The organism is Massilia sp. UMI-21 (genome assembly GCA_015277795.1).
Taxonomy (GTDB): Bacteria; Pseudomonadota; Gammaproteobacteria; order Burkholderiales; family Burkholderiaceae_D; genus Telluria.
In genome coordinates this window covers 1,764,584-1,777,740 of the sequence record CP063848.1, presented here as the reverse complement: position 1 = coordinate 1,777,740, position 13,157 = coordinate 1,764,584, and the positions used below count along the sequence as shown (strand labels likewise).

The 13,157-nt window shown below is 68.5% G+C and carries 11 protein-coding genes; 6 read left to right on the top strand and 5 right to left on the bottom strand.

Features of this window, described 5'->3' with window-relative positions; all coding sequences use genetic code 11:
* The first annotated feature begins 2 nt into the window (after positions 1-2).
* Positions 3-917 (top strand): hypothetical protein, encoded by a 915-nt coding sequence (locus IM543_07930; protein QOY95753.1) that lies wholly within the window; start codon positions 3-5, stop codon positions 915-917.
* Between the two features lie 50 nt (positions 918-967).
* Positions 968-1,768, top strand: a complete 801-nt coding sequence (locus tag IM543_07925) for a dioxygenase (GenBank protein ID QOY95752.1) — start codon at positions 968-970, stop codon at positions 1,766-1,768.
* An 89-nt stretch (positions 1,769-1,857) separates the two neighbouring features.
* Here the strand turns inward: IM543_07925 and ylqF are convergent, their stop codons facing one another.
* The 5 genes from ylqF to IM543_07900 form a co-directional block, all read right to left on the bottom strand.
* A complete protein-coding gene (gene ylqF / locus IM543_07920) occupies positions 1,858-2,805 on the bottom strand; it encodes a ribosome biogenesis GTPase YlqF (protein QOY95751.1) in 948 nt (315 codons plus the stop codon).
* A gap of 324 nt (positions 2,806-3,129) precedes the next feature.
* Complete coding sequence (locus tag IM543_07915) at positions 3,130-4,365, bottom strand: hypothetical protein (GenBank protein QOY95750.1); 1,236 nt, start codon at positions 4,363-4,365, stop codon at positions 3,130-3,132.
* Positions 4,355-5,215, bottom strand: a complete 861-nt coding sequence (locus tag IM543_07910; GenBank protein ID QOY96577.1) for a hypothetical protein — start codon at positions 5,213-5,215, stop codon at positions 4,355-4,357. The genes IM543_07915 and IM543_07910 overlap by 11 nt, the downstream gene beginning before the upstream one ends.
* 221 nt (positions 5,216-5,436) lie before the next feature.
* Positions 5,437-6,342: a hypothetical protein gene (locus tag IM543_07905; GenBank protein ID QOY95749.1), complete on the bottom strand. Its 906-nt coding sequence runs from the start codon at positions 6,340-6,342 to the stop codon at positions 5,437-5,439.
* A 118-nt stretch (positions 6,343-6,460) separates the two neighbouring features.
* Entirely contained in the window at positions 6,461-7,390 is a 930-nt protein-coding gene (locus IM543_07900; GenBank protein ID QOY95748.1) for a histone deacetylase family protein, read from the bottom strand.
* A gap of 227 nt (positions 7,391-7,617) precedes the next feature.
* Here IM543_07900 and IM543_07895 point away from each other — a divergent pair, with 227 nt between their 5' ends.
* Genes IM543_07895 through mltB form a run of 4 tightly spaced genes read left to right on the top strand, consistent with a single transcriptional unit; the run spans position 7,618 to position 12,763 of the window.
* Complete coding sequence (locus tag IM543_07895; protein QOY95747.1) at positions 7,618-8,556, top strand: MoxR family ATPase; 939 nt, start codon at positions 7,618-7,620, stop codon at positions 8,554-8,556.
* The gene (locus IM543_07890) at positions 8,557-9,573 is read left to right on the top strand and encodes a DUF58 domain-containing protein (GenBank protein QOY95746.1); all 1,017 of its coding nucleotides are present in this window, start codon (positions 8,557-8,559) and stop codon (positions 9,571-9,573) included.
* Entirely contained in the window at positions 9,570-11,606 is a 2,037-nt protein-coding gene (locus IM543_07885; GenBank protein QOY95745.1) for a DUF3488 domain-containing transglutaminase family protein, read from the top strand. Before IM543_07890 ends, IM543_07885 begins: the two co-directional genes overlap by 4 nt.
* Positions 11,603-12,763, top strand: a complete 1,161-nt coding sequence (gene mltB / locus IM543_07880) for a lytic murein transglycosylase B (protein ID QOY95744.1) — start codon at positions 11,603-11,605, stop codon at positions 12,761-12,763. The genes IM543_07885 and mltB overlap by 4 nt, the downstream gene beginning before the upstream one ends.
* Positions 12,764-13,157: the final 394 nt, after the last annotated feature.

Here is a 13,157-nt window from a genome sequence, read left to right as displayed (position 1 = left end):
CCATGACCACCGTTTCCGATCCGTTCGCGCCGCAGGCGCCATCCGCCGCCGCCGCCGTGCAAGGCCGCGCCGGCCTGCTGCAGGCGATGCGCCCGGCCCTGCAATGGCGCCTGATGCTGCTGTGGCTGCTGGCACTGCTGCTGCCGTCCCTGGTCGCCGCACTGCCGTTCTGGCGCATGTTCGGCGCCGCCTTCGACCGCAGCGTGGGTGCGCCGGCGCTGGCCCGGCGCCTCGACCTGGTCGCCATTACGGACGTGATCAGCCTGCACAGCCAGCATGCCTCGGCCCTGGCCGGCGGCGGCATCGTGGCGCTGGCGATGACGCTGCTGCTGTCGCCGCTCCTGACCGGCGCGGCCATCACGGCCGCCCGCGCGCCGGCGCCGCTCGGTTTCGCGGCGCTGGCGGCCGGCGGCGTGCGCGAATACGGGCGCCTGCTGCGCATGCTGGGGTGGGCCATCGTTCCGCTCGGCGCCGCGGCTATGCTGGGCGCGATGGTGGGCAAGGTCGCCGAGCAGCCCGATGCCGTGCTCGCATCCACGGCGGACAACGCGGCGCTGGCCGCCGCGCTGGTCACCGGCCTGCTCCTGCTGCTGGCCCATGCGACGCTCGACGCCGGGCGCGCCGTACTGGCGCTCGACCGCCGCCGCAGCTCGGCGGTGCTGGCCTGGGCCGCCGGGCTGGGACTGCTCGCGCGCCGTCCACTCGCCCTGTTCGGCGTGTATGGCGGCATCAGCGTGTTCGGGCTGGGCCTGGCCGGCGCGCTCGCCGTGGCCCGGCTGAACGTCCCGGCCCTCGGGGCGGGCAGTTTCCTGGCAGGCTTGCTGCTGACCCAGCTGGCGGTGCTGGCGCTGGCCTGGATGCGCTGCGCGCGCCTGTTCGCGCTGATGGCGCTGGCGCGCGCCCCTGCCGCACGCTGATCCGCGCGATCCGCTACCATGGGTGCGTCGACGACAGCATCGGAGCACCCATGCGCCTCCCTACCTATTTCGTCTCGCACGGCGGCGGTCCCTGGCCCTGGATGAAGGACCAGGTCGGCAGCGCCTACGACAAACTCGCAGCCTCGCTGGCGGCCATCCGCCAGGCCCACGGCGATGCGGTACGCTCGGTGCTGGTCGTGAGCAGTCACTGGGAAACGCCCGGCTTCATGGTCTCGTCGGGGAGCGCACCCGGCATGATCTACGACTACGGCGGCTTCCCCCCGCATACCTACCGGATCAGCTACCCGGCGCCCGGCAACCCGGCGCTGGCCACGCGCGTCGCGGTATTGCTGGACGCGGCCGGCCACCCGGCCGGACTGGATGCCGGGCGCGGCTTCGACCATGGCACGTTCTCGATGCTGTACCCGGCGTACCCGGAGGCGGCGATGCCGGTGGTGCAGCTGTCGCTGCGGCGCGACCTCGACCCGCAGGCCCACCTCGAGGCCGGCCGCGCGCTGGCGCCGCTGCGCGACGAGGGCGTGCTGATCCTGGGCAGCGGCCTGTCCTTCCACAACCTGCGCCAGTTCGGCCCAGGCGGGGCGGCGGCCTCGCAAGCCTTCGACGGCTGGCTGCAGCAAACGATGGCGCTGGCGCCGGCCGGGCGCACGGCGGCGCTGCTGCGCTGGGAGGAAGCGCCGATGGCGCGTGCGGCCCATCCGCGCGAGGAGCACCTGCTGCCGCTGATGGTGGCGCTGGGCGCCGCCGAACGGGAGCCGGCGGCCTGCGTGTATCACGAGGACGACTTCTTCGGATCGCTGACCGTTTCCAGCTTCCGGTTCGGGGCGTCGTAGGGTGGGCGGCCATGCCGCCCACGCGTTCAAGCTGCGCGCGCGTCGCGCCGAATGGGCAGCTGAATGCGCAGCTGCGTGAGACGACCGCCTCAGGTGCCGCGCTTGCCGCGCGCCGCCTCTTCGGCCTTCAGTGCCGCCTTCTCTTCGGCGATGCGCGCCTTCTCCGCCATCTCGGCGGCATGGCGCGCCAGCGCCGCGGCGCGCGTGTCCGGCGTCTCCAGACTGATCCGTCCGAGCGCGCCGGTACGGTAGTCGTGCAGCAGCACGTGCGCCGCCTTTTCGTAGTCGAATTCGCCGCCGCGCACGCGGAAGCCGCGGCGCTGGGCCACCTGCTCGATCACGGCGATGCCGTCCAGGCCCTCGGTCTTGAAGCCGTAGCGCGCCGTGAGCAGCTGCGGGTAGCGCTCGAGCAGCAGCGTGCCCAGGAACTCGGCCACCTCTTCTTCGATCAGCGCGTTCGAGCCGACCGCGTGGCTGGCGGCCAGCATCAGGCCGTCGCTGGCCATGGCGATCTTCGGCCACAGCATGCCGGGGGTGTCGACCAGCACGATATGCTTGCCGAGGTAGAGCTTCTGCTGGGTCTTGGTCACGGCCGGCTCGTCGCCGACCTTGGCCACGCGCTTCTTGAGCAGCGCGTTCATCAGGGTCGATTTGCCGACGTTCGGAATGCCCATGATCATGATGCGCAGGGGCTTGGTCGGCACGCCGCGGTGCGGCGCCAGCGACTGGCAGATCTCCGGGATGCGTGCCACGTCGGCCGGCTTCTTGGTCGTCATCGGGTAGGCGGTCACGCCCTCCTGCGCCTCGTAGAAGGCCTTCCAGGCGGCGGTGGCCACCGGGTCGGCCAGGTCGGTCTTGTTCAGGATCTTCAGGCAGGGACGCTGGCGGAACTTGCGCAGTTGCTCCACCAGCGGGTTGCAGCTCGCCTCGGGCAGGCGGGCGTCGAGGACTTCGATCACCAGGTCGGTGTTCTCCATCTGCTCGGCGGCTTCCTTCTTGGCCGCATTCATATGCCCCGGGAACCATTGTATCGACATCGTATGCTTTCTTAATCTTCAATCAGGCCGCTATTTTACGCTGGCAGCCGGCTAGCGAAGAAACAGAGCGGCCGCAATACCCTGCCTGTTGATCCCCTGCAACGCATTCGCCGGGCATCGGCGCACACTGGGCTTTTCGCCCGCTGGGCCTGTACCGGAGAATCGCCATGCACCCACCACCCAAGACTGCGCTGGCCCGCTGGGTCGCTTTCGGCATGCTGTGCGCCATGGTCGGCGTCGCCTGCCTGGTCGAACGTCTTCCGCTGCTGCCGGGCTGATGCCCGGCCGCCGGCGCGCCTGCTGCGCCTGCTGCACCTGCCGCGTCTACTTCGGCGCCGGCGTGCAGGCGCTCGGCGGCAGCGGCTGGCCCGGGTCGAAGGCGGCCAGCTGCTCGCGCGCCGCATTGCGGTCCTTCGCATATTCGGCCAGGTAGCGCGCCCGTTCCTCGCTGTCCCACTCCGCGTCCGACACGCCCTTCAGGCTCTGCGTGCGGCTGGCAAACACCCTCCCCTGCAGGCGCGGCACCAGCAGGCGGTCCGGGTCCGCATTCTCGCGCAGCAGGTAACCGTCGACGTCGCGCAGCGTCAGCGGCAGCGCCGGCCGCCCGTCCGTCATCAGCTTGCCGAACACGGTCAGTTTCACGTCGCGCGTGCCGGCCCCGAGCACATCGTTGAACGTGGCCAGGGCGAAGGGCTGGCCGCGGGCGTCGTCGATCCGCCCGGTGACGACGTAGCGGCCGGGCTGGCGCACGTCCAGGCCCAGGTAGAAGCTGAGCGAGCCGTTCTCGACCGCTTCGCGCACCTGGCCGGTCCAGCTGGCCGGCAGCACCGGCGTGTAGATCACGTCGAACAGGGCGAAGCCCTTGCTTCCGCCCGCGGTGTAGCGCACTTCGGTACGGATGGTGCCGTGAAAGCCCGCCAGGCCGGTCTGCCCGGGGGCCAGGACGCCGGCGAAGGCATTGTCGTTGGCCACCGGGTCGGCGCCGCCGCCATCGTCGACGAAGGACAGGGCGACCTGCGGCGTCGGGCGGCTGCTCCCGTAGGTCATGCCCTGCGCCACCGCGCGCGTGATCACCAGCGGCACCGGCTCTCCCTGCGCGTTCACCGCGCGCAGCGAGAACGCAGCGGCTTCGCCGGCGGCGAGATACACCTGCGACTGCGAGGTCTGCAGGAACACGTTGGCGTTGCTGCCGCCGCCCTCCAGCCGCGCCGGATTCATCTCGGTGATGGGCTGGTTCGGATGCAGCTGGTCGGAATGTTGCGCGGCCGGGCGCGAGTCGTGCGGATACTTGCTGCCTTCGCGGTAGCTGCAATAGGTGTGGTCGGTCAGCTGGACGTACTCGACCAGCTGGCGCCGCCGCTCGACGCGCTCGTCCGTCACCGGCAGGCCGCCGCCGGCGGCTGCCGGTCCGAAGAAGCGCGGGCCGGACGGCGGCGGGCCGGACGCGGCCTGCGGCGCCGCTTCCGGCTCGCCGCCTCCGAGCCAAAGCGCGAGCGCCGCCAGGGCGGCCAGGGCGACGAGGCCCAGCCCGACCAGTGGCTTGTTGGGCCTAGAGGGCACTGTTCACCACGGCACTGCGCACGACGCCCACGATCCCGCCCCAATTACCGTTGGCGTAGTGGTTGTAGGCTTCGCTGTCGTCACGGAAGACCACCGAATGGTAGCTCCACTTGGCGCTGCCGCCCTCGTTGGCCGCGGTGCCGAGCGTGAGGTCGTTGCAGAACCAGTCGCTCGGATTGCACAGGGAGCGGCCGGTGCTGCCGGCCACGCCGCCGGTGCTGTGGTAGGCGACCGCTTCGTCGTCCTGGCCCGGCAGGATGCCCGAGTAGGCCGTGCCCTTGGCGCCCGCGTACATGTAGAACCAGATGTTGCGCGTGGTGTTGTGGTTGTACATGGCGCGCGCGGTGCTGGTTTTCAGGTCCTGGACCAGGGGTTCCGAGGTGGTCCAGGAGCCGGCATCCGAGAGTTCGGAGCCGCCGCCCGCGCCGGAGGCCGCGCGCACCCACTTGATGTTCCAGCCGGTCTGGGAGCTGCCGTCGCTGTTGCCGCAGACGCCGCTGGTGTTCGGGCTGGCGTTCTTTTTCAGGCGCGCCGAGCCGCCATAGTTGGCCATCGTGTAGCCCATCATCAGGTCGCCGGCGCTGTGGGTGACGACGTAGCACCAGTTGGTGCCGGTGCAGAAGCAGTCGAGCGCGTCGCGCACCTTGCCGCTTTGCGAGGCGATGCTGCTGCGGCCGTCCCAGTTGACGGACTTCTTGTTGACGCCCGCGGCGGTGCTCGACGGCCCCCAGTAGGTGAAGTCGTTGTAGTTGCCGATCGCCCCGCCGCCGGTGCGGCCGTTGATCCAGAGGGTGTAGTTCGTTGCAGACGCCCAGCTTGTTACCAACATCAGGCACAGCGCACACAGCATGCGGACTTGTCTCACTGTCTTCTCCTTTATGGTAGTTGTGCCGCGGGTGCATGCTCGGCACTACGGCTGAGTTCGACAGTACGCCTGACATGCAGACGTGTCAATTTGCACGATTACGCGTGTTGCGAGGGCGTCGCATTGCGAATTATTCGCTGGGAACATGCGCGCGAGCAAAGGCAATGCCGACGGCATTGCCTCCGTGTTTGCAAGCGCCGGGAACGCTAGCGCGCGCCACTCTCCACCGCACTGCGCACCACGCCCACCACGCCGCCCCAGTTGCCGTTCAGGTAGTGGCCGTAGTCTTCGCCGTCGTCGCGGAACTCCACCGAGTGATAGCTCCACTTGGCGCTGCCGCCCTGGTTATTGGCGGTGCCGAGCGTGAGGTCGTTGCAGAACCAGTCGCCCGGATTGCACAGGGAGCGGCCGGAACTGCCGGCCACGCCGCCGCTGCTGTGATAGGCGACGACTTCGTCGTCCTGGCCCGGCAGCAGGCTGGAATAGAACGCGCCCCTGGCGCCTGCATACATGTAGAACCAGATGTTGCGCGTGGCGTTGTGGTTGTACATCGCGCGTGCCGTGCTGGTCTTGAGATCCTGCACCAGCGGCTCCGAGGTGGTCCAGGAACCGGCGTCGGACAGTTCGGATCCGCCCGCCGCGCCGGCGGCGGCGCGCACCCACTTGATGTTCCAGCCGGTCTGGGAACTGCCGCCGCTGTTGCCACCGCTGTTGCTGCATATTCCGCTGGCGTTCGGGCTGGCGTTCTTCTTCAGGCGTGCCGAGCCGCCGTAGTTCGCCAGTGTGTAGCCCATCATCAGGTCGCCGGCGCTGTAGGTGACGACGTAGCACCAGTTGTCGCCCGTGCAAAAGCAGTCGAGCGCATCGCGTACCTTGCCGCTCTGGGAAGCGATGCTGCTGCGGCCGTCCCAGTTGACGGCCTTCTTGTTGACGCCGGCCGGGGTGGTCGACGGTCCCCAGTAGCTGAAGTCCTGGTAGTTCCCGATGGCGCCGGTGGCGCCGCCGGCGCGGCCGTTGATCCAGAGCGTATAGTTGGTGGCGGACCCCAGGCTTGGTGCAAGGGTGGCCGCCAACAGCAGGCACAGCGCGCAGAAGCTACGGATCGGTCTCATCTTGTTCTCCTTGTCGAGTGCTTCGCGCATGGGTGGCGAAGTCGCGAAGGTTTAGATGGGCAGACCGGGAAAGACGTTCCGTGCCGAGTTGGCCGTGCGCGCCGCGCAGCCGCGACGACTACTCGAGTTCGGCGAGCGCCTTCAGATGGGCGACCACGCTGCGTCCCAGCGCCGACAGCGCGTACCCGCCTTCGAGGCAGCTGACGATGCGCCCGCGCGCATGCTGCTTCGCCACCGCCATCACCTGGCGCGTGATCCAGGCGTAGTCGCTTTCCACCAGGCCGATGCCGCCCATGTCGTCCTCGCGGTGGCCGTCGAAGCCGGCCGAGACGAAGATCATCTGCGGCTTGTGGGCGTGCAGCGCCGGCAGCCACAGTTCGGTGACCAGCTTGCGCACCGCCTCGCCGTCGCACAGGGCCGGCACCGGCACGTTGACGCTGGTGGCCGTGATCGGCTCGGGGTCGCAGTACGGATAGAACGGATGCTGGAACAGGCTCGCCATCAGCACCCGCGGGTCGTTGCGGAAGGACTCGGCGGTGCCGTTTCCATGGTGGACGTCGAAGTCGACGATGGCCACGCGCTCCAGGCCATGCACCGCCATCGCGTGGCGCGCGGCGATGGCGACGTTATTGAAGAAGCAGAATCCCATCGGTTCGGCCGGCCGCGCATGGTGCCCCGGCGGGCGCACCGAGCAGAAGGCATTGTCCACCTCGCCCGCGATCACGGCGTCGGTTGCCGCCACCGCCGCGCCCGCCGCGCGCAAGGCCGCCTGGTAGCTGTAGTGGCAGAGGATGGTGTCGCCGTCGAGCGGATAAAAATCGCCCTCGGCCGGCACGTTGTCGCGCACCAGCGCCACCGCGCCCGGGGTGTGGTTGCGCAGGACGTCTTCGAGGTCGGCCAGCGGCGCGCTGCGCTGTTCGAACAGGCCGTCCAGGCGCGCCAGGATCAGCTGGTCGTCGATCGCCCGCAGCCGCGCGGGCGATTCGGGATGCCAGTCGCCCATGTCGTGCCGCAGGCAGTCGGGGTGGCTGAAGATTGCTGTGCTCATCGTGCTTGTCGTTTGCCTAATGGTTTCGCCTGCGCTTCCAGCGCCGGCGCATATACCAGCTCATCCATAGCGCACCCTGGCGCGCGTTCTCGCATAGAATCGGTGCACAGGCTTGTTGCCGATGGAGTATAAAGCTTGCCAATGGCGCTAATCTACCATGAGGGGGGCCGGCATGCCGGCCCGCTCTGCCGGCCAGACCGCGTCGAACAGATTACCGGAACTAAAACATGTTCAATCAACTGCATGCCGCCGCGCGCCAGGTCAGCCAGGTCGTGGTCGGCAAGGACCAGCAGGTTCGCCTGGCCCTGACCTGCCTGCTGGCGGGCGGCCACCTGCTGCTCGAAGACCTGCCCGGCGTCGGCAAGACCACGCTGGCGCACGCGCTGGCGATCTCGCTCGGCCTGAAGTTCAACCGTGTCCAGTTCACCAGCGACCTGCTGCCGGCCGACGTGGCCGGCATCTCGGTCTACGAACGCGGATCGGACGGGGGCGGGGGCGGCGGCGGCTTCGTGTTCCATCCCGGCCCGATCTTCACCCAGGTGCTGCTGGCCGACGAGATCAACCGCGCCACGCCGAAGACGCAATCCGGCCTGCTGGAAGCCATGGAAGAGCGACAGGTCAGCGCCGACGGCGTCACCCGTCCCCTGCCCGAACCCTTCTTCGTGATCGCCACCCAGAACCCGGCGAACCAGGTCGGCACCTTCCCGCTGCCCGAATCGCAACTCGACCGCTTCCTGATGTGTCTTTCGCTCGGTTATCCGGATGCGGCGGCCGAGCGCGCGCTCCTGATGGGCGAAGACCGGCGCGCCATGCTGCGCTCGCTGGCGCCGGCGATGCAGCCGGAGCAGCTCGCCCAGGCCCAGCGCGCGCTGAAGGACATCCACGCCTCGTCCGCGCTGATCACCTACGTGCAGGCGCTGGCCCAGGCCTCGCGCCAGAGCGGCCTGTTCGCCGAAGGGCTGTCGCCGCGGGCGGCGATCGCGCTGCTGCAGGCCGGACGCGCCTGGGCCGCGCTCGAAGGGCGCGACCACGTGATCCCCGAAGACATCCAGGCGGTGCTGGTGCCGGTCTGCGCGCACAGGCTGCGTCCGCTCAAGGCGGTACACGGCATGGCCCTGGCCAGCCGCGACCTCGTGCTCCAGCTGCAGAAGTCGGTCCCGGTGTAAATGAAAGCCGGGCTTGCGGGCGGATTCCGGGGCTGGCTGCGCCGCTCCACCGGCAAGTGGCTGCCGCGCCGCGGCACGCTCGACGCCGGCGAAGTGGTGCTCAGCCAGCGCCGCGTGTTCATCCTGCCGACCCGCGCCGGGATCGGCTTTGCCGTGCTGCTGCTGGTGCTCCTGATCGCTTCCATCAACTACACCCTGGGCCTCGGCTTCGCGCTGACTTTCCTGGCACTGTCGTGCGCGCTGGTCGACATGGTCTTCACCTACCGCAACCTGGCCCACCTGGCGCTGCAGCCGGGCCGGGTGCCGGCCGTCTTCGCCGGCCAGGAAGCGCAGTTCGCGCTGCACATCGCGAATCGCGGCAGGCTGGCGCGCTACGGCGTCCGGGTCGATTTCTCGAACCTCGCCGAGCCGCGCCACGTCACCGACATCGCCGCCCATGGCAGCGCCGCGGTGATGCTGGGCGTGCCGACCGCCGCGCGCGGCTGGCTGGCGCCGGCGCGCGTGGTGCTGTCCACCCGCTTCCCGCTCGGCCTGTTCCGCGCCTGGAGCTACTGGCGCCCCGCCACCCGCGCCCTGGTCTATCCGCGCCCGGAAGAAGGCGCGCCGCCGCTGCCGGTGAACGGCAATGCGGTGGGCAGCGGACAGGCTGCGATGCCGGCGACCCGCAGCGACGATTTCGCCGGCGTACGCAGCTACCAGCCCGGCGACTCGCCGCGCCAGCTGGCCTGGCGCCAGATCGCGCGACTCGACCCGGAGCTCGGCGGCCAGCTTTTCACCAAGCACTTCGAAGGCAGCGTCGGCGACGAACTGGTGCTCGACTTCGCCCTCCTGCCGCTCCAGCTCGACCTGGAGCTGCGCCTGTCGCGCATGACGCGCTGGGTGCTGGATGCCGAACAGCGCGCCCTGCCCTACGCCTTCCGGCTCGGGACGGTCCGCTACGACGCCGGCCATGGCGCCGCCCACCAGGCCGCCTGCCTGCGCGCGCTGGCCCTGTACGGCCTCAAGGAGGCGGCATGAAGCTGTTGCCATCGCTGTCGCGCCTGCCGAGGGACAAGGCCGACACCCTGCTGCTGCTGGGCAGCGTGATGCTGGTGCTGGCGCCGCACACCAGCCACCTGCCGCTGTGGGTGTCGCTGCTGTGCGCCGCCACGCTGGCCTGGCGCGGTGCGGTCACGCTGCGCGGCAAGCGCATGCCCTCGGCCCTGCTGCTGCTGCCGATCGCCGCGCTGGCGATGGCCGGCGTCCAGTTCAGCTACAAGACCCTGATCGGGCGCGACGCCGGCGTGGCCATGCTGGTGCTGCTGGTCGCCTTCAAGATGCTCGAGATGCACGCGCGGCGCGACCTGTACGTGGTCATCTTCCTGTGCTTCTTCCTGGTGCTGACCAACTTCTTCTATGCCCAGGGCATCGGCAGCGCCGTGCTCATGGTGGCGGCGGTGCTGGCCCTGCTCACCACCCAGATGTCGTTCCAGTTCACGGGCAAGCTGCCGCCGCTGGGCACGCGCCTGGCGATGGGGGCCAGGATGCTGCTGTTCGCCGCACCGATCGCGGTGGTGCTGTTCTTCGTGTTTCCGCGCCTGGGCGGCCCGCTGTGGGGCATGCCGGGCGGCGGCGGCAACGGCGGCGGCAAGTCGGGCCTGTCCGAGCGCATGGCGCCCGGCCAGATGTCGGACCTGGCCATGTCGGACGAGCCGGCCTTCCGGGTGCGCTTCGAGGGACCGGTGCCGCCCAAGGCGCAGCTGTACTGGCGCGCCCTGGTGCTCGACGCCTTCGACGGCAGCGCCTGGACCCGCGGCGGCTCGATCGCGAGCCGCTCGGGCAGCAGGCTGCGCGTACGCGGCCAGGCGCAGCGCTACGAGATCACCCTGGAGCCGTCCGACACCCGCTGGCTGTTCACGCTCGAGATGCCCGGCCACGTGCCCACCTTGCCGGGCTATCGCGTGCGCGCCTCGCACCAGCTCGAGCTGAGCACCGAACGGCCGCTGTCGCAGCGCGTGCGCTATGCCATGATCTCCTACCCGGACTATGCGCTGGACGGGCGCGACACCCTCGACGACCCGAACCAGTGGCTGCTGCTCCCCTACGGCTACAACCCGAAGGCCCTGGCCGCAGGCCTGGCGCTGCGCAAGGAAGCGCTGCCGGTGCGCCGCATCGAACGGGTGCTGCGCCAGTTCCGCGAGCAAGCCTACAGCTACACGCTGGAGCCGCCGCTGCTGGGCCGCCATTCGGTCGACGAATTCCTGTACGGGACCCGCGCCGGCTTCTGCGAGCACTATGCCGGCGCCTTCGTCTTCCTGATGCGCGCGGCCGGCCTTCCGGCGCGCGTGGTCACCGGCTACCAGGGCGGCGAACTGAACCCGATCGACGGCTACCTGACCGTGCGCCAGTCCGATGCCCATGCCTGGGCCGAGGTCTGGCTGCACGGGCGCGGCTGGGTGCGGGTCGACCCCACCGCCGCGGTGGCGCCGGAACGGGTGCGACGCAACCTGGCAGCCGCGGTCGAGCCCCCGGCGCCGTTCGGCATCGACGCCCTGCGCGGCCTGTCGATGTTCCAGGGCAGCGGCGACTCGCTGCTGGGCCGCCTGCGCCAGGCGCTGGGCGCGGTGAACAACGGCTGGAACCAGTGGGTGCTGAACTACACGCCGGAACGCCAGCGCGGATTCCTGCGCAGCCTGCAGTCCGGGCTGGGGCAGCTGGCCGGCTGGCGTATTGCCGCCCTGATCATGCTTGGCGCCGGAGTGTTGCTGGTGGCCAGACTTTTGTATCTCCGTAGGGCAATTGATCCGGTCGAGGCGGTATACTCTTCCCTATGCAAGCGCCTTGCCCATCTGCATGCGGACCTGGTACGTACCGCGGACGAAGGGCCCACCGCCTATGCGGCCCGGATCGCAGCCGAACAGCGGCTGGCGCCGCCATCCATTGACGCCGCCGCCGAGTTCTTGCGCCGCTACAGCGCTTGGCGCTATGCGCCGCCCCAGCCCGGATCGCCTTCCCTGCGCGGCCGGCAGCTGGCCGCTTCCTTGAAGAGATTACTGTCGCAAGTTAGATGAAATCCATTGTTCCCCTGATTGCCGCGCTGGCAATCGCCTTTGCCCCCGGGCAGGCCGTCGCCGGCGCGAAGGATCCGCAGGTCCGCACCGCATCGGCCACATCGGCCGCCAAGACCAGGAAAGCCGCCAAGGCCAAGAAAGCCGCCAAGGCCAAAGGCAGGAAGGGCAAGGCAGCCGCCGTGATCGATTACGACGGCGAGCACCACAATTTCCTGGAATGGCAGGCGGTACGCGAGTTCATCGACGAGATGAGCAGCCGGCACGGTTTCGAGCGCGCTTACCTGGAATCGCTGTTCGGCCAGGCGCGCTTCATCGATTCGGCGGTGCAGCTGGTGAAGCCGGCGCCGCCGGGCAAGCCCAAGAACTGGCAGGTCTACCGCGACCGCTTCATCGAGCCGATCCGCATCGCCGCCGGCGTGCGCTTCTGGAATGCCAATGCCGAGACGCTGGCGCGCGCCGAAGCGGCGTATGGGGTGCCGGCCGAGATCATCGTCGGCATCATCGGCATCGAGACCATCTACGGGCGCGATACCGGCAAGTTCCGCGTGCTCGACACCCTGGCGACCCTCGCCTTCGCCTATCCGGAGACGCCGAACCGCGCCAGCCGCATGGCCTTCTTCCGGGGCGAACTGGAAAATACCCTGCTGTTCGCGCGCGAGCACGGGGTCGGGCCGTTCTCTCTGCTGGGCTCTTTCGCGGGCGCCGTCGGCATGCCGCAATTTATGCCGGGCAGTATCTTGAAATACGGCGTGGATTTCAACGAGGACGGCCAGATCGATCTGCGTCAATCGTCGGAAGATGCGATCGGCAGCGTGGCGAATTTCCTGATCCAGCATGGCTGGCGCCCGGAGTACCGCGGCAGCCCGGTCTACCCGGCCGACGTCTCGCCGAACCGTGCCTGGGAGCCACTGCTCGAACGCGGCCTGGCCGCGACCCTGCGTCCGGAAGAACTGCGTGCGGCCGGCGTCCTTGCCGAAACCGCCGTGCCGGCCGAGCGCCTGTACGGTCTGGTGGACCTGCAGAACGGCGCCGAGGCGACCGAGTACTGGGTGGCAAATGATAACTTCTTTGCCATCACCAAGTACAACCGGAGTTATTTCTATGCCATGTCGGTGATCGAACTTGGCCGTGCCGTTCGCGCTTCACGCGGCGGCTGAGCATTGCCGAGCAGGAAACTTTGTATCTATTTGTAACTGAACTCCTGCTTTTCCCCGCTTCTTCCCGTCTTTCCATGCCCCCATACTCCCCGGGGGTATGCGACTCTTTTCTGTAGATTCTCTGCAGAAACACCCCCCTGTCTTCCATACTCCCGCTTTTTTTGTCAGTCTGTCAGGTTTTTTTCATACTGTGCGGCATTAAACCGCCCTTGGCTATACACTGATGATTAATCAAAAAACAATTATTATTTCTGTGAGTTTGTGAGAGAATTGCATTGCAGCTATTGTTGCGATGAGACAACAATGCTGGACAAGTTCATCTGATTTTTATTGCTACTAAGTATCAGATTAGAAATTAGTTGTACAATTGAATAGAAAATTACGACACACCGAA